At 66.9% G+C, this 19,381-nt stretch carries 19 protein-coding genes; 11 read left to right on the forward strand and 8 right to left on the reverse strand.

All coding sequences use genetic code 11. The features are described from left to right. Nucleotides 1–5: 5 nt before the first annotated feature. Nucleotides 6–1,136 (reverse strand): ArsA family ATPase, encoded by a 1,131-nt coding sequence (locus tag ACFK0J_RS02930; RefSeq protein WP_378736323.1) that lies wholly within the window; start codon nucleotides 1,134–1,136, stop codon nucleotides 6–8. Beyond that, nucleotides 1,133–2,152, reverse strand: a complete 1,020-nt coding sequence (locus ACFK0J_RS02935) for an ArsA-related P-loop ATPase (RefSeq protein WP_378742574.1) — start codon at nucleotides 2,150–2,152, stop codon at nucleotides 1,133–1,135. Before ACFK0J_RS02935 ends, ACFK0J_RS02930 begins: the two co-directional genes overlap by 4 nt. A 435-nt stretch (nucleotides 2,153–2,587) precedes the next feature. Between ACFK0J_RS02935 and ACFK0J_RS02940 the strand changes: the two genes are divergently transcribed. Genes ACFK0J_RS02940 through ACFK0J_RS02950 form a run of 3 tightly spaced genes read left to right on the forward strand, consistent with a single transcriptional unit; the run spans nucleotide 2,588 to nucleotide 4,064 of the window. Next, entirely contained in the window at nucleotides 2,588–2,749 is a 162-nt protein-coding gene (locus ACFK0J_RS02940; protein WP_014981181.1) for a DUF4177 domain-containing protein, read from the forward strand. Between the two features lie 11 nt (nucleotides 2,750–2,760). Further along, the gene (locus ACFK0J_RS02945) at nucleotides 2,761–3,228 is read left to right on the forward strand and encodes a RidA family protein (protein WP_378736325.1); all 468 of its coding nucleotides are present in this window, start codon (nucleotides 2,761–2,763) and stop codon (nucleotides 3,226–3,228) included. Nucleotides 3,229–3,272: 44 nt separating this feature from the next. Further along, nucleotides 3,273–4,064, forward strand: coding sequence for an MBL fold metallo-hydrolase (locus tag ACFK0J_RS02950; protein ID WP_378736327.1), 792 nt, complete (start codon nucleotides 3,273–3,275; stop codon nucleotides 4,062–4,064). Between the two features lie 72 nt (nucleotides 4,065–4,136). Here the strand turns inward: ACFK0J_RS02950 and ACFK0J_RS02955 are convergent, their stop codons facing one another. Together ACFK0J_RS02955 and ACFK0J_RS02960 are read right to left on the reverse strand one after the other, a co-directional pair. After that, nucleotides 4,137–4,811 carry a Crp/Fnr family transcriptional regulator gene (locus ACFK0J_RS02955; RefSeq protein WP_011206875.1) on the reverse strand — a complete coding sequence of 225 codons (675 nt, stop codon included), beginning with the start codon at nucleotides 4,809–4,811 and terminating at the stop codon, nucleotides 4,137–4,139. Between the two features lie 180 nt (nucleotides 4,812–4,991). Continuing rightward, entirely contained in the window at nucleotides 4,992–5,234 is a 243-nt protein-coding gene (locus ACFK0J_RS02960; protein ID WP_246634313.1) for a hypothetical protein, read from the reverse strand. Between the two features lie 196 nt (nucleotides 5,235–5,430). Between ACFK0J_RS02960 and nth the strand changes: the two genes are divergently transcribed. The 4 genes from nth to ACFK0J_RS02980 are packed head-to-tail and all read left to right on the forward strand — an operon-like array spanning nucleotide 5,431 to nucleotide 8,717. Next, nucleotides 5,431–6,159, forward strand: coding sequence for an endonuclease III (gene nth, locus ACFK0J_RS02965; RefSeq protein ID WP_378742576.1), 729 nt, complete (start codon nucleotides 5,431–5,433; stop codon nucleotides 6,157–6,159). Beyond that, nucleotides 6,156–6,791, forward strand: a complete 636-nt coding sequence (locus tag ACFK0J_RS02970; protein ID WP_378736329.1) for a TlpA family protein disulfide reductase — start codon at nucleotides 6,156–6,158, stop codon at nucleotides 6,789–6,791. Before nth ends, ACFK0J_RS02970 begins: the two co-directional genes overlap by 4 nt. 19 nt (nucleotides 6,792–6,810) lie before the next feature. Next, entirely contained in the window at nucleotides 6,811–7,527 is a 717-nt protein-coding gene (locus ACFK0J_RS02975; protein WP_378736331.1) for an NUDIX hydrolase, read from the forward strand. After that, on the forward strand, nucleotides 7,524–8,717 hold the full coding sequence (locus ACFK0J_RS02980; protein ID WP_378736333.1) for a MarP family serine protease: 1,194 nt from the start codon (nucleotides 7,524–7,526) through the stop codon (nucleotides 8,715–8,717). The genes ACFK0J_RS02975 and ACFK0J_RS02980 overlap by 4 nt, the downstream gene beginning before the upstream one ends. On the opposite strand, the gene ACFK0J_RS02985 is transcribed toward ACFK0J_RS02980, so the two are convergent. The 4 genes from ACFK0J_RS02985 to ACFK0J_RS03000 all read right to left on the reverse strand — a co-directional run bounded on the left by ACFK0J_RS02985 (nucleotide 8,710) and on the right by ACFK0J_RS03000 (nucleotide 13,704). After that, nucleotides 8,710–9,645 carry an alpha/beta fold hydrolase gene (locus ACFK0J_RS02985; RefSeq protein ID WP_378736335.1) on the reverse strand — a complete coding sequence of 312 codons (936 nt, stop codon included), beginning with the start codon at nucleotides 9,643–9,645 and terminating at the stop codon, nucleotides 8,710–8,712. The two genes, ACFK0J_RS02980 and ACFK0J_RS02985, sit on opposite strands and share 8 nt — an antisense overlap. Before the next feature lie 46 nt (nucleotides 9,646–9,691). Further along, entirely contained in the window at nucleotides 9,692–10,198 is a 507-nt protein-coding gene (locus tag ACFK0J_RS02990) for a phage holin family protein (protein ID WP_378736337.1), read from the reverse strand. 39 nt (nucleotides 10,199–10,237) lie between these two features. Continuing rightward, nucleotides 10,238–11,455 (reverse strand): Na+/H+ antiporter NhaA, encoded by a 1,218-nt coding sequence (gene nhaA, locus ACFK0J_RS02995; protein WP_378742578.1) that lies wholly within the window; start codon nucleotides 11,453–11,455, stop codon nucleotides 10,238–10,240. Between the two features lie 215 nt (nucleotides 11,456–11,670). Further along, complete coding sequence (locus ACFK0J_RS03000; protein ID WP_378736340.1) at nucleotides 11,671–13,704, reverse strand: acetate--CoA ligase; 2,034 nt, start codon at nucleotides 13,702–13,704, stop codon at nucleotides 11,671–11,673. 414 nt (nucleotides 13,705–14,118) lie between these two features. Here ACFK0J_RS03000 and ACFK0J_RS03005 point away from each other — a divergent pair, with 414 nt between their 5' ends. The 4 genes from ACFK0J_RS03005 to ACFK0J_RS03020 are packed head-to-tail and all read left to right on the forward strand — an operon-like array spanning nucleotide 14,119 to nucleotide 19,353. Then, entirely contained in the window at nucleotides 14,119–15,708 is a 1,590-nt protein-coding gene (locus ACFK0J_RS03005) for an ABC transporter substrate-binding protein (RefSeq protein WP_378742580.1), read from the forward strand. 57 nt (nucleotides 15,709–15,765) lie between these two features. Continuing rightward, nucleotides 15,766–16,692 carry an ABC transporter permease gene (locus ACFK0J_RS03010; protein WP_378736342.1) on the forward strand — a complete coding sequence of 309 codons (927 nt, stop codon included), beginning with the start codon at nucleotides 15,766–15,768 and terminating at the stop codon, nucleotides 16,690–16,692. Continuing rightward, nucleotides 16,685–17,662, forward strand: coding sequence for an ABC transporter permease (locus ACFK0J_RS03015; RefSeq protein ID WP_378736344.1), 978 nt, complete (start codon nucleotides 16,685–16,687; stop codon nucleotides 17,660–17,662). Before ACFK0J_RS03010 ends, ACFK0J_RS03015 begins: the two co-directional genes overlap by 8 nt. Further along, the gene (locus ACFK0J_RS03020; RefSeq protein ID WP_378736346.1) at nucleotides 17,659–19,353 is read left to right on the forward strand and encodes a dipeptide ABC transporter ATP-binding protein; all 1,695 of its coding nucleotides are present in this window, start codon (nucleotides 17,659–17,661) and stop codon (nucleotides 19,351–19,353) included. The genes ACFK0J_RS03015 and ACFK0J_RS03020 overlap by 4 nt, the downstream gene beginning before the upstream one ends. The last annotated feature ends 28 nt before the right edge of the window (nucleotides 19,354–19,381 follow it).

Below are 19,381 nucleotides of genomic sequence, written 5' to 3' on the forward strand. Positions count from 1 at the left end.
ATGTATCAAGCAGATGCTCGGGTGCCGGTGAGTTGATCACCGACGGCGCGCAGCGCCTCCAGATCCGACACCTCGAACGGCAGCGCGGTCACCGCCACGATCGGTACCCGCGGGTGCGCGCCGGTAAACCGGTGCAGCAGATGCTGTTCGCGCTTGTCGGTGGCGACCCGCCGCGCGTGGATGCGCAACACGGCCGAGGTGAGCGGATCGGCGTCCGCCAACTGCTGCGCCACGGTCAACGCGTGATCGGCCGACAGCGAGCTCAGCGCCGGATGCGTCCGGTTGAGCACCAGACCCGCCAGTGGCATCCGCTCGGTGGAGAGCCGGTCGACGAAGAACGACGCCTCGCGCAACGCGTCCGGCTCCGCGGCCGCGACCACCAGGAAGTGGGTGCCCGGCTTGGACAGCATCGCGTAGGTGCGGTCGGCCCGATCCTGGAAGCCGCCGAACAGCGAGTCCAGCGACTGCAGAAAGTTCGACGCGTCCTTGAGCATCTGGCCGCCGACGATGGTGGACACCCCGCGCACCGCCAGGCTCATCGCGCCGGTGACCAGCCGGGTGACCCCGCGGCCCGGCGCCATGATGACCCGGATCATCCTGCCGTTCAAGAAGTTTCCGAGCCGCTTCGGCGCGTCCAGGAAGTCCAGTGCATTGCGCGACGGGGGAGTGTCGACCACGATCAGGTCCCACTCCTTGCGCGCGGCCAGCTGACCGAGCTTCTCCATCGCCATGTACTCCTGCGTTCCGCCGAACGAGGAGGCGACGGTTTGATAGAAGGGGTTGGCGAAGATCTGCTCGGCCTTGTCCGGGCTGGTGTGCTCGAGCACCATGTCGTCGAAGGTGCGCCGCATGTTCAGCATCATCGCGTGCAGTTCGCCCTTGGCCTCCGGGCCGAGCGGCACCCGCTGCGGTGAGTTGCCCAGATCGGCGACACCGAGTGACTGGGCCAGCCGCCGCGCCGGGTCGATGGTGAGCACGACGACTTTGCGCCCCTTCTCGGCCGCGCGCAACGCGATCGCGGCCGCGGTGGTCGTCTTGCCGACCCCGCCGGAACCGCAGCAGACCACCACCCGGGCCGTCCGATCCTCGATGATGTCCGAAACATTCAGTGGCACGGCCACATTCGGTGTAGTCATCGGACCCCTTGCTTACTGAGGTGTTCGGCTAGTTCGTACAGGCCACCGAGGTCCATGCCCTCCGGCAGGGCGGGCAGGTACAGGCGGGAGACGTCGATCTTGGCGAGCTCGGCCGCGCTGTCGTCCTGCGCCTGCAAAGTGGCCGCGTGCTCGATGGTTTCGGTGATCAAGCCCTGGAAGTCGTTGTCCGCCAGGGTGATCCCCGCCGACTCGAGACCGGCACGGACGGCATCGGTATCGACATCGCCCTGCGCGGCCTTGGCGCGCAGTTCGGCGGGCAGCTGGCCTTCGGCGGCGCGGTTCACGATCACCGTGCCGATGCGCAGATCCGCCGCCTTCAATTCCGCGATGGCGTCGGCGGTCTCCTGCACCGGTAGTGCTTCGAGCAGGGTGACCAGGTGGATCATCGTCTGGTCCGAATGCAGCAGCTTCGAGACGCCCTCGGCCTGCGAGGCGATCGGCCCGCCCTTGGCCACCTCCAGCATGGCCTGGGTGACGTCGAGGAAGCTGGCGATCCGGCCGGTCGGCGGCGCGTCCACCACGATCTCGTCGTAGACCCGTTTGCCGGTCTTGTCGACGCGGACCGCGGTCTCCTTGATCTTGCCGGTCAGGATGACATCACGCAGACCGGGCGCGATCGTGGTGACGAACTCGATGGCACCCATCCGGCGCATCGCCCGGCCCGCGAAGCCGAGGTTGTAGAACATGTCCAGGTATTCGAGGAACGCGTGCTCGATGTCGAGCGCGAGCGCCACCACCTCGCCGCCACCGTCGGCCGTCGCGATCCTGGTCTCCGTCGGCGGCAGCGGCGGCAGATCGAACAGCTGGGCAATGGACTGTCTGCTCTCCACCTCTACCAGCAACACCCGGCGCCCACCCGCGGCCAACGCCAGCGCGAGCGCCGCCGCCACCGTGGACTTGCCGGTGCCGCCCTTCCCGGACACATAGTGCAGGCGAGCCTTCTCCGCGCGCTTCGGCCACCCTGTTTCCAGTCCCGGCTCCGCCGAAAGCGGCACTGCTGTTGGTACTCCCACGCTCGCGAGCCTATAACCCGTTCTGAGATCGTGCCCGAGGGATATGCCAACCCCCTGGTCCAGGGCGCGTGTCTGTACCAGACAGCCGATCATCCCACGCCGAGCAAAGATCACCGGATCAGCCGCGTGCCGCCCCCGAATCCCCCGCACCCCTCGGCCCAACCCCAGGTTTCGAGCGAACCAAGACCGACCTTCGCGCGCTTCCCGTCCGAAGCACACCCCCGCAGGCTCCACTCACCCCCTCACCTACCCACCACAGCGCGAGTCTTACGAGCGCCGTTCGCGGCCCGTCTCGCGTCCGAGTGGCCGAAGCGCACGCGACGAAGTCGCAAGTCTCGGCCGCTCGGACGCGAGACTTCCCGGGGCCGCGAACACGCCGCGGCCACGCGGCAAATAAACCCAGCTACGCTCTGCCACATGAGTGAAGCGAGCTTGTGGGAGTACGCCACCGTGCCGTTGTTGACGCACGCGACCAAGCAGATTCTCGATCAGTGGGGCGCCGATGGGTGGGAGCTGGTGACCGTGTTGCCCGGGCCGACCGGCGAGCAGCATGTCGCGTACCTGAAGCGTCCGAAGTAGAGGAGTACCCGATGACCGCAGTGACCCAGTGGGAGAGCAATCTTGCCCGGCTCGGCGTGACCCTGCCGCCGGTCGCGGCGCCCGTTGCGGCCTACATTCCGGCGATCCAGACCGGTTCGCTGGTCTACACCTCCGGCCAGTTGCCGTTTGTGGACGGTGAGTTGTCGGCGGTCGGCAAGGTCGGCGCCGAAGTCAGCACCGAACAGGCGAAAGAAGCCGCGCGGCTGTGCGCGCTCAACGCGTTGGCGGCCGTGCACGCGTTGGTCGGGCTGGACGCGGTGGTGCGCATCGTGAAGGTGGTCGGTTTCGTGGCGTCCGCCCCGGGATTCAACGATCAGCCGATCGTGATCAACGGCGCGTCGGAGTTCCTTGCCGAGGTCTTCGGCGACGCGGGCGTGCACGCGCGTTCCGCGGTGGGCGTGTCGGAATTGCCGAAGAACACCCCGGTCGAGGTCGAGATCATCGCCGAGGTGCGTTAGAACACAAGGTCCCGGACTGGGATTCGATCGACTGGGGTACATCGATGACGCTGACTCATCCCGCGTACGGGCAGTTACGGCAGGTCACGCCGACGGCAGCGGTGCTGTTGGCGGACAATCCGGGCCAGATGACGCTGGAGGGAACCAATACCTGGATCCTGCGCGCGCCGGGGCGTTCCGATTATGTGGTGATCGATCCCGGTCCGAAGGACAAGGCGCACGGCGCGAAGATCGCCGAGGTCACCGGGGGCGATATCGCGCTCACGCTGATCACGCACCGCCATCACGATCACACCGGCGGCATCGATCACTTGGTGAAGCTGACCGGAACCCCGGTGCGTGCCAAGGAATCCGAGTTCTTGCGCGGTTCGAACGCGCCGCTGGTCGACGGTGAGGTGATCGAGGCCGCTGGCCTGCGGATCACCGTCTTGGCCACCCCCGGCCACACCGGTGATTCGATGAGTTTCGTGCTCGATGACGCGGTGCTGACCGGTGACACGATCCTGGGCAGCGGAACCACCGTGCTCGATTCGACCGACGGGACGCTGGCCGATTATCTGGCGTCGTTGGACCGACTGGTGGAGATCGGGTCGGGTAAGGCGCTGTTGCCCGCGCACGGCCCGGATCACCCCGATCTGGAACCGGTTGCCCGCTATTACATCGCGCACCGGCAGGAGCGCCTCGACCAAGTGCGCGAAGCGTTGCGGGTGCTCGGGCCGGACGCGGGTGCGATGGCGGTGGTCCGGCGGGTCTACGCCGATGTCGACAAGCGACTGTGGCTCGCCGCGCGCAGCTCGGTGCAGGCGCAGTTGGAATACCTGCGCGCCGAGGGTTAGTCCCGGACACGACAACACGCTGGGCTGTGGAGCTCCGAGCCCAGCGTGTTGTTCGGTCTGCTCGGTCGAGCGTCAGCGCGCGCGGCGCGCCAGTCGCTCCGAGTCGGAGATGAGCACGCTCTTGCCCTCCAGCCGCAGCCAACCGCGGTGCGCGAAGTCGGCGAGCGCCTTGTTCACGGTTTCGCGGGAGGCGCCGACCAGCTGGGCGATCTCCTCCTGGGTCAGGTCGTGGGTGACCCGCAGCGCACCGGCCTCCTGGGTGCCGAACCGCTGTGCGAGCTGCAACAGCGCCTTGGCGACCCGGCCGGGGACGTCGGTGAAGATCAGGTCGGCCAGGTTGTTGTTGGTGCGGCGCAGGCGACGGGCGAGCACGCGGAGCAGCTGCTCGGCGATCTCGGGCCGCTGATCGATCCAGGACTTCAGCGCGTCGCGGTCCATCGTGACGGCGCGGACCTCGGTCACCGTGGTCGCGGTGGAGGTACGCGGACCGGGGTCGAAGATCGACAGCTCGCCGAACATGTCCGACGGGCCCATGATGGTCAGCAGGTTCTCCCGGCCGTCCGGCGATCGGCGGCCGATCTTCACCTTGCCCGAGGTGATGATGTAGAGCCGGTCTCCCGGCTCACCCTCGTTGAAGATGACATGGCCGCGCGGAAAATCCACCGGCTGCAGTTGCTTGGCGAGGGCGGCCACCGCAGTGGGCTCGACGCCCTGGAAGATGCCTGCTCTGGCGAGGGCCTCGTCCACTTATGTGCTCCTTATGGGAAATGGCTCCGAACTGGACCGAAAGCGACTCGGCCAACAGCGCAGTCTACGCGGCATGATGACAGCGTAGTGACAGACACCACGTAACGAGTGGATTGCGTGGCGCAGCGAAGAACCGTACCAGTGTTTGATGGCGGTGTTCGCCGGTCCCTACCTCGGGCGCTAACTCGCCCGAGCCACATCCAGCTCCTCGCCGCGAGCACGGCGCCTGCGCATCCGGGCCACGGCCGCGGGCAGGCCGAGCCTCGTCAGCTCTTTCACTTCTGCGTTGCTTGCCTTGTCCAGGTACTGCTGAACCTCTTCGTCGGGTTCGAGAAGTTTGCGGAGCCGGTTCTCGACCCGCTCCATACCCAGTGCGAACAGCATCAACAGCACTGGGAAGAGCACCACAGCGAGTCCTTGCATACGGAGGAGTAAACACGGTCTAGGTCTCAGATGGAACACGGCAACCGAACTGGCCGGGCAACGTTGCCCGACGGTTCCGTATGGTGGACAGGTGCGTGTCACCCCCTCTACAGCCGCCGGAAACGGGCATGCGTCTGCCCCCGAGGCGACCGACGCGCAACCCGCGGCGGCCGCCGCTCCGAAACGGAAATCCCGCGTGCGACAGGCGGAAACCCAGCTCGGCCTGGTCCGCCGAGCGCGCCGGATGAACCGCGCGCTGGCGGCCGCTTTCCCGGACGCGCACTGTGAGCTGGACTTCACCACGCCGCTCGAATTGGCGGTCGCGACAATACTTTCCGCGCAGTCCACCGACGTGCGAGTGAATCTCACCACGCCCGCCCTGTTCGCCAAGTACCCGGACGCGCGCGCCTATGCCGAGGCCAACCGTGCCGAGCTGGAGGAATACATCCGTTCGACGGGTTTCTATCGGAACAAGGCCAGCTCGCTGATCGGCCTCGGCCAGGCGTTGCTGGAGCGCCATGATGGTGAATTGCCTCACACCATGGACGAACTCGTGCAATTGCCCGGGATCGGTCGCAAGACCGCCAACGTCATTCTCGGCAACGCGTTCGGCGTGCCGGGCATCACGGTGGACACGCATTTCGGCCGCTTGGTGCGCCGCTGGCAGTGGACCACCGAAGAAGATCCGGTGAAGGTCGAACACGCCATCGGCGAGCTCATCGAGCGCAAAGACTGGACCATGCTGTCGCACCGGGTGATCTTCCATGGACGCCGGGTGTGCCATGCCCGCAAACCGGCCTGCGGCGTGTGCGTGCTCGCCAAGGATTGCCCGTCGTTCGGCGCCGGGCCCACCGACCCGGACACCGCCGCCGCGCTGGTGAAGGGCCCGGAGAGGGAGCATCTGCTCGAGCTGGTGGGCCGGTGAGACAACTCCCGGTCGCCTGGCGATGGGCACTGGCGGGATTGATCGCTGTGGTGGCGCTGGCAGTTGCCCTGTGGCCGCGCGGCCGCGACACCGACACCGCGGCGGACAACGGGGAACAGGCACGTAGTGCCGGGGTATCCGAACAGCAACGCGCCGCGGCGAACCTCGCGGCGTGCCCGCTTCCCGTCCCGGGAACTGTCGGACCGAGCCCGCTGGCGGGCATCACCGTCGGCTGTCTGGCCGATGGCAAGACCGTCGATCTATCCGCCGCGCTCGCGGGTAAGCCTGCGCTGCTGAACCTCTGGGCCTACTGGTGCGGGCCGTGTGCGCAAGAATTGCCGTATTTGCAGCAGTTCGCCCAACGCGCCGGAAACGCGATTACCGTGCTGACCGTGCACAGCGACCCCGACGAGGCCAAGGCGATTTCACGGCTGACTGGATTGGACGTGAAACTTCCTGGAGTGCTCGACGCGGACGCGCGGGTGCGCACCGCCGTCGGCGCTCCCGCGGTGCTGCCGATTTCGGTGCTGCTGCGGGCGGACGGTTCGGTGGCGCAGGTGGTGGTGCGGGCGTTCAGCGGGGTGGACGACATCGCGGACACGGTCGCGCGGGAGCTGGGCGTGGCCGCATGAGTTATCCAGGAGTCGCGCCATGACCATCCCTGTGCCCCAAGACATTCCGAAATGGTTGAGCAGAGCGACCGAGCCCGCGGCGGATACCTCGGACACGCTCTCGCTGGCGCGTACATTGCGCCGCGCCATGTCCATCACGTCGACGCCGCGGCAGGCGGCGGTGCTGGTGCTGTTCGGCGGCTCACCCGAGGCCGATCCGGACGCGCCGGGCGGGCTGCCCGCCGACGCGGAGGTGCTGCTCACCCAGCGGGCCGCCACCATGCGTCAGCACCGCGGTCAGATCGCGTTCCCCGGCGGTGCGGTGGATCCCGGTGACACCGGCCCGATCGACACCGCGTTGCGTGAGGCTTGCGAGGAAACCGGGCTGGATCGTTCCGGCGTGGAACCCCTCGCGGTGCTGCCGAAGTTGTTCGTGCCGCCGTCGCGTTTCGATGTGACGCCGGTGGTCGCCTACTGGCGCACGCCGAGCGAGGTCCGGGTGGTCGATCAGAGCGAGACCGAACGGGTGGTGCGAGTGCCGCTGGCCACGCTGCTCGATCCGGCGAACCGCTTCCTGGTCCGCGGCAGCCTCGGCTACCAGAGCCCCGCCTTCCTGGTGGACGGCATGTTGGTGTGGGGCTTGACCGGTGGGATTCTCGCCGGAATCTTCAGCACCGCGGGCTGGGAACAGGATTGGGATCGCGACGACGTTCGCGACCTGGAAACCGCGCTGGCCGATGTCGGAATGACGTTATGAGCTCCTCGGCTTGGCTCGACATCGCGGTCGTCCTGCTCGCGCTGCTGGCCGCCTCATCGGGCTGGCGGCAGGGCGCGGTCGCGTCCGCGCTCGCGTTCCTCGGCGTGGTGCTCGGCGCCGTCGCGGGCATCCTGATCGCGCCGCACATCCTGGTCCATGTCGATGCGGGCCGTACCAGGGTGCTCACCGGCGTGCTGCTGATCGTGCTGCTGGTGATCATCGGCGAAGTGGCGGGCATGGTGCTCGGCCGGGCCGCGCGCAGCGGCATGCGACATCCGTTCACCCGCAGCGTCGACAGCGTGGTCGGTGCGGTGCTGCAGGCGGTCGCCGTGCTGGTCACCGCGTGGTTGCTCGCGCTGCCGCTGGCCACCTCGTCGCAGCCGGCCATCGCCACCGCGATCAACGGCTCGCGCGTGCTCACCGACGTGAACGAGGTCGCGCCGAACTGGCTGCGCCGCCTGCCCAACGAATTCTCCAAGCTGCTCAACACCTCCGGCCTGCCGGACGTGATCGGCCCCTTCGGCCGCGCCCCGATCGCGGCCGTCGAGCCGCCGGACGCGAGCGTGCTGGCCAGCCCGGTCGCCGCCTCGCTGCAGCAGAGTGTGCTGCGCATCCGCGGCGTCGCACCGAGTTGCCAGCGGGCGCTGGAAGGGTCGGGTTTCGTGATCGCCCCCGAGCGGATCATGACCAACGCCCACGTGGTCGCGGGCACCACCAGCGTGCAGGTGGACACCGTGCGTGGCCCGCTGGACGCGAACGTGGTGCTGTTCGACCCGTCCAAGGACGTCGCGGTGCTCGCGGTGCCCGGGCTCACCGCACCGGTGGTGCCGCAGGCGCCCGCGCCCGCCCGTTCGGGTGACAGTGCCATCGTGCTCGGCTATCCCGGTGGTGGTCCGTACACGGCGAGCGCGGCCCGCGTGCGCGAGACCCTCGAGCTCACCGGCCCGACCATCTACCGCAACGGCACGGTGGAACGCCAGGTCTACACCGTCCGCGGTCAGGTCCGGGCGGGCAATTCCGGTGGCCCACTGGTGGATACCGACGGCGAGGTGCTCGGCGTCGTCTTCGGTGCGGCCGTCACCGACGACGACACGGGCTATGTCCTCACCTTGTCCGAGGTCCGCGCCCAGCTCGACGCCGCGTCCGGCTCCACCGTCCCGGTCGGCACCGGAGCCTGCGTCCTCAGTTGAGCAGTTTCGCCAACTCGGCGGTCACCACGTCCGGGTTCTCCTGGTGGGCGAAGTGGCCCGCGGCGGGAATGGTGGCCAGCCTGCGGTTGGGCGAAAGGTGCTGGCCCCGGCGGAAAGTGCCGCTGAGCACGTAGGGATCCAGGTCGCCGCGCATGGCGAGGACCGGGATGCTGATCGGTTCGCGCATGGTGGCCATGAAGCGGCGGCCGTCCGGGCGCCACTGGCTGCGGAAGGCCCAGCGCTGGTATTCCAGCGCACAGTGCGCGGCACCCGGGATCTGGATGGCCGAGCGCATGCGCCGTGCCGTGTCGACGAATTCGGTGGTGCCGGACCAGGACCCGCTCACTCGCTGGCGCAGTATCCGCTCGACTTCGAATCCGTCAGCGGTGGTCAGCAGCCGCTCGCCGTAGCGGGGCAGCTGGTAGCGCAGAAAGCCCGGCAGCCAGGTCGCGCGCTGCCTGCGGTTGCGCAGCACCGCGCTCTTCAGCGCCGCGGGATGCGGTGAACTCACCACCGCGATGGAACGGACCAGCCGCGGATGCAGCACCGCGGTAGCCCAGCACACCAGGCCGCCGTCGGCGTGCCCGACCAGCGTCGCGTCGGTGTAGCCGAGCGCGCGGATGAGCCCGGCGATATCGCCCGCCAGGGTCCAGCCGTCGTAGCCGCGCGGCGGTTTGTCGCTGTCGCCGTAGCCGCGCAGGTCGACCGCCACCGCGCGGTAGCCGAGTTCGGCCAGCCCGGTCAGCTGGTGCCGCCAGGACCACCAGAAGTCGGCGAAGCCGTGCAACAGCACGACCAGCGGTGCGTCGGTGCGGTCCGGTGCCGCGTCGGCAACGTGGAATCGGATGCCGTTGGCATGGACGTCCCGATGCGCCCATGGGCCGTCGTAACGGACGCTGGACGGATCCGGAATGAGGTGCGACGACACGCCGATGCAGCCTAATAGTTCGGGGTATCCGCGCGCGAGCGAGCGGTTACGAAGCGGGTTTTTCCAGCGAGAGGTGGTCCTCGTGAGCGGCTGCCCCGAGCCCGTGCGGCAGCACGGCGCGGGCCTGCTTGAGCGAGTCGATCGTCTTCTCCGGCGCGCGCAGCTTCTTCACCCGCAGATAGCCGAGGAAGGCCAGCAGCGCGGTCGCGACGATCATCAGCGCGAACACGATCAGGAACGCGGCCCAGCGGGCCAGCCACACGTCGAGCAGTTCACCGAGGAAGAAGAAAAAGAAGAAGGTGCTGAACAGCAGGACGGTCAGCGCGAGGATGAAGTAGACGCTGCCCTGCAGGCCCTTCTTGATCTCGCCGGTCACCTCGGCCTTGGCCAGCGCGACCTCGGCGCGGACCAGGGTCGACATCTGTTCGGTGGCGTCGCGCACCAGGCTGCCGAAGCTCGCGCTGCCCGCGGGATTGGCGTCGGACAAGGGAATGGAGGTCACCGTACGACCGCGCTGTGCGTCGTTCCCGTTACCGCCGTTTGTGAAACTCACTTGGTCGACCCTTCTCCCTGTCCCGGCACTGCTTCGGCCTCACTCTTCTCGTTGTAACGCACGGGCGTCCTGCCGCGCCTGGTGGACACGCCCACGCCGCAACAGTAGCGCCGAACCGGCGAGCGACGCCGCCATTGATGTGACCAACACGGCGGCCTTCGCCAATTCGGCGGCGGAGCCGTCGCCGACGTCTGCCAGTGCGAGTTCTGCCACCAGAAGGCTAACGGTGAAGCCGATCGCGCCGAGCACCGACAGGGCGAACATGTCGCGGTAGCCGAGTCCGGCCGGACGCTTCGCCACGCCGAACCGGATTGCGAGCCAGCTGATCCCGAAGATTCCGATGGTTTTGCCGAGCAGCAATCCGAGAATCACGGCCAGCGCCAGCCGGTCGCTGAACAGTTCGCCGAATACCTTGCCGTCCAACGGAACTCCGGAGGCGAACAGCGCGAACAGCGGCACACACAGCCCGGCCGAGATCGGCTGGATCAGGTGCTCCAACCGGGTGGCGGGCGCCTCTTCCTCATCCGGGTCCAGCCGCACCCTGGTGAGCAGGCCGAGCGCTACACCGGCCAGGGTCGGATGGATGCCCGCCTCGTGCAGTGCGTACCAGGACACCAGCGCCAGCGGAACATAGACCAACGGCGTGCCGATCCGTTTGTGCTGAGCCAGTGCCCACCCCGCGAAGCAGGCCACGGCGGCCAGCAGCCACAGCAGCGACAACGTAGTGGTGAACAGGACCGCGATCAGAATGATCGCCACCAGATCGTCGACGACCGCGAGACTGAGCAGGAACACCCGCGCACTCGTCGGAATGCGTGACCCGGTCATGGCGAGCACGGCCAGCGCGAACGCGATATCGGTGGCCACCGGAATGGCCCAGCCGCGGTCCATCCCTGGCGCGCCGAAACCGATGGCGAGCGCGATCAGCGCCGGGGTGACCACGCCGCCGATCGCCGCGATGATCGGCAGCGCCGCGCGTTTGGGATCGGCGAGTTCGCCGACGACCAACTCGCGTTTGAGTTCCAGCCCGGCAACGAAGAAGAAGATGGCGAGCAGGCCGTCCTTGGTCCAGTCCGCCAGCGTGAGGTCCAGGTGCAGCGGTGGGATGGCGAGCACCGTCTCGGTCATCGTCACATAGCTCTCGCCCCATGGCGAGTTCACCCACAGCAACGCCACAGCTGCCGCGATGAGGAGGATGGTGCCACCGACGGTTTCGGTCCGTAGAAAGCGGGATAGTTCCGAGCGCACCTGCGTGATCACGGGGAACCTTTCGGCTGGGGTGGTCAGGGCTGCGACCGCACCATCCCAACGATTCGGCTGTCGGGTACACGACCGCACGCCGACCAGACTTCCCGGCACACCTTACGCAATCCTAACGGGTGTAGTCGGACGAAGTCCGTCCGCATACCGCGCCTGGCCGGTGGCGAAGCACGCCACCGGCCCTTTGCACGGGTTACTCCCTAGCTGCGGAGTTACGCCTTGCTCGCCCGAATCGCCTCGAAGACGTTGGGGTCGACCAGCGTCGAGGTGTCGCCGAGTTCCCGCCCCTCGGCCACGTCGCGCAGCAACCTGCGCATGATCTTGCCGCTGCGCGTCTTGGGCAGTTCCGGCACCACGTGGATCTCCCGCGGCCGGGCGATCGGGCTGATCTCCTTCGACACCTCGGCCTTCAGCTCGTCGACGAGCGCCGAACCGGTGTCCTTGGCTTCGGCGGTGAGGATGACGAACGCGACGATGCCCTGGCCGGTGGTCGCGTCGGTCGCCCCGACCACCGCGGCCTCGGCGACACCGGCATGCCCGACCAGCGCCGACTCCACCTCGGCGGTGGAGATCCGGTGGCCGGACACGTTCATCACGTCATCGACCCGGCCCAGCACCCACAGGTCGCCGTCGGCGTCCAGCTTGGCGCCGTCACCGGCGAAGTACCAGCCCTGCGCGGCGTACCGCTCCCAGTAGGTGGCCCGGTACCGCTCCATGTCACCCCAGATGCCGCGCAGCATGGACGGCCACGGCTGGTCCAGCACGAGATATCCGTTGGCCTCGGTCTCGCCGCGCTGGACCGGCTTGCCCTCCTCGTCCACGACGAGCGCCGAGATGCCGGGCAGCGGTGCCATCGCCGCGCCGGGCTTGGCCGAGGTGACGCCGGGCAACGGCGAGATCATGATCGCGCCGGTCTCGGTCTGCCACCAGGTGTCGACGATCGGAGTGCGGTTGCCACCGATGACTTCTCGATACCAGCGCCAGGCTTCCGGGTTGATCGGTTCGCCCACCGAGCCGAGCAACCGGATGCTGGACAGGTCGTGTGCGGCCGGGATCTCACGGCCCCACTTCATGAACGTGCGCACCAGCGTCGGCGCGGTGTAATAGATGCTGACGCCGTACTTTTCGACGATCTGCCAGTGCCGGTGCTCGTCCGGGAAGTTCGGGGTGCCCTCGTAGACGACCTGGGTGGCCCGATTGGCGAGCGGGCCGTAAACGATGTAGCTGTGCCCCGTCACCCAGCCGATGTCGGCAGTGCACCAGTAAACATCTTGTCCCGCTTTGTGATCGAAGACGTTGTGGTGGGTGTAGGCCGCCTGGGTGAGGTAACCGCCGGAGGTGTGCAGGATGCCCTTGGGCTTCCCGGTGGTGCCGGAGGTGTAAAGGATGAACAGCGGATGCTCGGCATCGAACGCCTGTGCCTCATGTTCCGGCGACGCCTGCCCGACCGTCTCATGCCACCACAGGTCGCGGCCCTCGGTCCACGGCACCTCGATGCCGGTGCGGCGCACCACCAGGACGTGCTCGACGCTGTGCTCACCCACCCCGTCGGCTCCGCCTCCTGCCGTGCTGTGCTCACCCACCCCGTCGGCTCCGCCTCCTGCCATCCCCGTGGGCGGCACATCGCCGTTCGCGTGCAACGCCTCATCCACCGCCGCCTTGAGCGGGGCGGCCTTGCCGCGTCGCCACTGCCCGTCGGTGGTGACGATCAGCCGGGCACTCGCGTCATCGACGCGTTGGCGTAGCGCGGTGGGGGAGAACCCGGCGAACACCACCGAGTGGGTGAGCCCGAGCCGGGCGCAGGCCAGCATCGCGACGATCGCCTCGGGCACCATCGGCATGTAGATGGCGACGCGATCGCCCGCCACCAGGCCGAGTTCGGTGAAATAGTTTGCGGCGCGGCTCACTTCGGTGAGCAGCTCGCGGTAGGTGACGTCACGCGAGTCGCCAGGCTCGCCCTCCCAGTGGATGGCGACCTGTTCACCGTGTCCGTCCAGCACGTGCCGGTCGACGCAGTTGTACGCGACATTGAGCTTGCCGTCGACGAACCATTTCGCCACCGGCGCGTCGCTCCAGTCCAGCACCTGGCGCCACTGCTGATGCCAGTGCAACCGACCGGCCTGTTCGGCCCAGAACGCGTCGCGATCGGCCGACGCCCGCGCATAGAGCGAGGCATCGGCGTTCGCCGCGGCGGCGAACGCCGCGGTCGGCGGATACGAATCCCTGTGGTCGGCGGTTTCGGTCATCTCGCTTCTTCTTTCCACGTAGCCTGAGCCCACGATTCAAACGCAGCCAGTTCGACAGTAATCAACTGTGACCTACGCCGCGTCCGGTGTGTCCACCGGGTTTCGGTACCGGCGCGCCGTCGCGTAATCCGCAACGGAGTGGCCGATACCGGAAGTCGCCGGATGGACTCTTCGGAGGCAATGTTCCGGTGGATAGGTCGTTTTCGCGCGATGTTTTTCGTGTTTCGGGCATGTTGCCGTATTGGTAACAAGTGGAACGAACCTTGGTCAATCCGATGACAGAGCTCACTCGAGTGGTTAATCTCCGAGGCACCCAAGGCGGTTTGTGCCGGCATGCGCCTGGTGACCTCACGCGCGTGCCATAGATTCCGCCCTTCTCGAAATCGGGAGAACGCGTTGAGATTCAACAGAGCAATGGCGCTGACCGCGGCAGTACTGCTGGCTACCAGCCTCGGACTAGCCGCGTGCTCGTCGGACGACAGTGCCGGCGCGGACATCGTCACCACGGGAGGCGGTGAGCCGCAGAACCCATTGGTGCCCACCAACACCAACGAGAACATGGGCGGCCGCGTCGTCGACCGGCTGTTCGCGGGTCTGAAGTACTACGACAGCAACGGCAAGGCTCACAACGAGATGGCCGAGTCTATCGAGACCAACGACCGCAAGAACTACCGGATCACGATCAAGCCGGACTGGAAGTTCTCCGACGGCACGCCGGTCAAAGCCAAGTCGTTCGTCGACGCGTGGAACTACGGCGCTCTCGGCACCAACGCTCAGTTGCAGAGTTACGTGTTCACCCCGATCGCCGGCTACGAGGCGGTCTCCGCGGAAACGCCGACGGCGCAGACGTTGTCGGGTCTGAAGGTGGTCGATGACCGCACGTTCACCGTCGAGTTGAAGCAGCCCTCGATCGAGTTCGAGACCGCCCTCGGGTACGCGCCGTTCTACCCGCTGCCGGAGGCGGCGTTCAAGGACATGAAGGCCTTCGGTGAGAACCCGATCGGCAACGGCCCGTACAAGTTCGCGAACAATGGCGCGTGGCAGCACAACGTCCAGATCGACCTGGTGCCCAACCCGGACTACAAGGGTGGCCGCCCGGCCAAGAACAAGGGCCTGCGGTTCGTGATGTACCAGTCGTTCGACACGGCGTACGCGGATCTGCTGGCCGGCAACCTCGACACGCTCGACACGATTCCGGACAGCGCGCTCGCGTCCTACAAGCAGGACCTCGGCGACCGCGCGATCACCAAGCCGACCGCGCAGAACCAGCACATCGGCATCCAGGCCAACGTCCCGCATTTCTCCGGCGAGGAAGGTCTGCTGCGGCGTAAGGCCATTTCGATGGCGATCAACCGGGAACAGATCTGCCAGAACATCTTCCATGGCACCCGTGTCCCGGCACGCGACTTCACCGCCTCCACGCTGCCCGGTTTCGACGGCAACCTGCCCGGCTCCGAGGTGACCAAGTACAACCCGGAGGAAGCCAAGAAGGTGTGGGCCCAGGCCGACGCCATCTCGCCATGGTCGGGTCGCTACGAGATCGCCTACAACTCCGACGGCGGCCACCAGTCCTGGATCGAGGCCGTCGCGAACAGCGTGAAGAACACCCTCGGCATCGACGCCGTCGCCGTGCCGTACCCGACCTTCAAGAACATTCGCGACGAGGTGAACGCCAAGACCATCGGCAAAGCCTTCCGCTACGGCTGGCAGGGTGATTACCCGGCCATGCTGCAGTTCCTCACCTCGCAGTACTACAGCCATTCCGAGACCAACAACGTCGACTACAACAACCCGGAGTTCGATCGCCTCCTCGATGCCGCGCAGGCCGCACCGACGCAGGAGGAGTCCTACAAGCTCATCGGGCAGGCGCAGGCGCTGCTGTTCAAGGACATGGCCGACATTCCGGTGATCGACTATCTGGCCGCCGCGGGTCTGTCGGAGAAGGTGAAGAAGGCCGAACTCGCCTGGAACGGCCTGTTCGATTTCGAGAACATCGAGAAGTAGCCGCTGAGGGGCCGCGTCGCGAAGGCGGCGCGGCTCATCACTGACCCAGGAGGCGAAATGGCCTGGTATGTCGTGCGGCGTCTGCTCCAGATGATCCCCGTGTTCCTCGGGGCGACGCTGCTCATCTATGCCCTGGTATTCCTCGTCCCCGGCGATCCGATTGCCGCGCTCGCCGGCGACAAACCGATGACCCCTGCCGTGGAGGCGCAACTGCGCGCCCGGTACCACCTCGACCAGCCCTTCATCATGCAGTACCTGCTGTATCTGAAGGGCATCCTCACGTTCGACTTCGGGACGGCCTTCTCCGGCAGGCCGGTGCGCGACGAGTTGGCTCGCGCATTCCCGATCACCATCAAGCTGGCCGCCATGGCTGTGTTCATCGAGGCCGTCTTCGGCGTCATCTTCGGCCTGGTCGCCGGGCTGCGCAAGGGCAAGCTGTTCGACTCGACGATGCTGGTCGTCAGCCTGGTCGTGATCGCCGTGCCGATCTTCGTCGTCGGCTTCCTCGCACAGTTCCTGCTCGGCGTGAAGTGGGAAATCGCGCCGGTGACCGTCACCGGCAAGGCGAGTTTCACCGAATTGCTGGTTCCCGCTTTCGTGCTCGGGTCGTTGTCGTTCGCGTACGTGCTGCGGTTGACCCGGAACTCGGTGGCGGAGAACATGTCCGCCGACTTCGTCCGGACCGCGACTGCCAAGGGGCTGAGCAGGCCCCGGGTGGTGACGGTGCACATCCTGCGTAACTCGATGATCCCGGTGATCACCTTCCTCGGCGCCGAACTCGGCTCGCTGATGGGCGGCGCCATCGTCACCGAGGGCATCTTCAACATTCCCGGCGTCGGTGGCACGCTGTTTCAGGCGATCACCCGTGGCGAACCGCCCACCGTCGTGTCGTTCGTGACGGTGCTGATCATCATCTTCCTGGTCTCCAACCTGATCGTCGACCTCCTCTACGCCGCACTCGATCCGAGGATTCGCTATGCCTGACCTCGACAAAGGAAAAGGAATCGACCTCGCGGAAAGCGCGGCACGCGGCAGACAGACCTACTTCGTCGCACCGCCCGACGAGGTCGAGGTGCTCGCCACCGACATGGTCGTCGACGCGGGCTCGCCGACCAGCATCTGGCAGGACGCCTGGCGTCAGCTGCGGCGCAACCCGATCTTCATCGTCGCCGCGCTGATGATCGTGTTCGTGCTCATCGTCGTCATCTGGCCGGGACTGTTCACCAGCCAGGATCCGCGCTACTGCAACGGCGACTTCAGCATGGATCCGCGCGGTCCGGGTCATCCGTTCGGCTTCGACAAACAGGGCTGTGACATCTACGCCCGAACTGTGTACGGCGCACGGGCGTCGGTGCTGGCGGGCGTCGGCTCGACCGTCTTGTTCGTGCTGATCGGCGGCGTCCTCGGTGCGCTGTCCGGATTCTACGGCGGGCTGCTCGATTCGATCGTGTCGCGGGTCGCGGAGGTCTTCTTCGCGATCCCGCTGATGCTGGCCGCGATCGTGATCATGCAGCTGCTCGATGCGCGGACCATCTGGACCGTGGTCCTCATTCTCGCCTCGTTCACCTGGCCACAGGCGGCGCGGATCGCGCGTAGCGCGGTGATCCAAGCCAAGAACAGCGATTACGTCACGGCGGCAAAGGCTTTGGGCGTCTCCCGAATACGCACGCTGTTGCGCCATGTGCTGCCGAACGCGGTGGGCCCGCTCATCGTGGTCACCACGATCTGGCTCGGCGTCTTCATCGTCACCGAGGCGACGTTGTCCTACCTCGGTGTCGGGCTGCCGCGCACGATCGTGTCCTGGGGCGCTGATATCGCCTCGGGGCAGAAGGAGATTCGCACCTCCGCGATCCTGTTCTATCCGGCAACGGCCCTGGCACTGACCGTACTGAGCTTCATCCTGCTGGGTGACGCGGTGCGCGAAGCCCTCGACCCGAAGGCGAAAAAACGATGAGTGACTCGCCACTGCTCGAAATCAAGGACCTCAACGTCTGTTTCACCTCCGACGGCAAGAAGGTGCCTGCCGTCCGCGACGTGAACCTGTCGGTGTACCCGGGGCAAACCGTCGCGATCGTCGGCGAATCCGGTTCGGGCAAGTCCACCACGGCGCACGCGATCATCGATCTGCTGCCCGGCACCGGGCAGGTCACTTCCGGTTCCATCATGTTCGATGGCAAAGACCTCGCCAAGGTGTCCAAGAAGGACGTCGTCGCGGTCCGCGGTACCGGGATCGGGCTGGTCCCGCAGGACCCGATGTCGAACCTGAACCCGGTGTGGAAGGTCGGGTTCCAGATCCGGGAGACGTTGGAGGCCAACGGCATCGCCAAAGGTAAGGCGGCCAAGCAGCGGGCCATCGAGCTGTTGCACGAAGCGGGCATGTCCGACGGGGAACGCCGGGTGAACCAGTATCCGCACGAGTTCTCCGGCGGTATGCGTCAGCGTGCGCTCATCGCCATCGGGTTGGCCTGCCGTCCCAAGCTGTTGATCGCGGACGAACCGACCTCGGCGCTCGACGTCACCGTGCAGCGGCAGATCCTCGATCACCTCGACGGGCTCACCAACGAGCTCGGCACCGCGGTACTGCTGATCACCCACGACCTCGGCCTCGCCGCCGAGCGCGCGGAGCATCTGGTGGTGATGTATCGCGGTCGAGTCGTGGAATCCGGTCCGGCCCTGCAGATTCTGCGCGAACCGCAGCACTTGTACACCAAACGGCTGGTGAATTCGGCGCCCTCGCTCGCGTCGCAGCGGCTGTCCTCGGTGAAGCAGCGCATCGAGATTCGTGAGCAGGCGGTGCAGGTGGCCGAGCAGATCGCGGCGGCCGACACCGAGCTGTCCGTGGTGCCCGACGACGTGGTGGTGGTCGATAATCTCACCAAGGCGTTCAAGATCCGCGGCAGCGTCCCGTGGAAGTCGACCGACTTCTTTGCGGTGCAGGATGTTTCGTTCCGGCTCCGGCGTGGCACCACGACCGCCATCGTCGGCGAATCCGGTTCGGGTAAGTCGACGGTCGCGCAGATGATCCTCGGTCTGCTCGAGCCCACCTCGGGCAAGGTCATGTTCGACGGACAAGAGGTGGCGAAGCTGGATCGCAAGGGCGCCTTCGCGTTCCGGCGCCGGGTGCAGCCGATCTTCCAGGACCCCTACGGCTCGCTGGATCCGATGTACTCGATCTACCGCACCATCGAGGAGCCGTTGCGCACGCACGACATCGGCACCCCGAAGGAACGGGAGGCGACGGTCCGGGAGCTGCTCGACAAGGTGTCGCTGCCATCCACCGTGATGCGCCGCTATCCGAACGAGCTGTCCGGCGGTCAGCGTCAACGCGTCGCCATCGCCCGCGCCCTCGCGCTCGCCCCCGAGGTCGTGGTGTGTGACGAGGCGGTTTCCGCGCTCGACGTGCTGGTGCAGGCCCAGATTCTGCGGCTGCTGAACGATCTGCAGGCCGAACTGGGCCTGTCCTATGTGTTCATCACCCACGACCTGGCCGTTGTTCGCCAGATCGCCGACGACGTGCTGGTCATGCAGACCGGCAAGGTGGTCGAGGCGGCGTCCACCGAAGAGGTCTTCGACAATCCGCGAGAGGAGTACACCCGGCGGCTGCTGGACGCCATCCCCGGGCGAGACCTGCTGGTGGCGGGCTGAGACCCGCTGGCGGGCTGAGGCGGCCGCG

This window comes from Nocardia brasiliensis (assembly GCF_042691675.1).
Lineage (GTDB): Bacteria > Actinomycetota > Actinomycetes > Mycobacteriales > Mycobacteriaceae > Nocardia > Nocardia brasiliensis_D.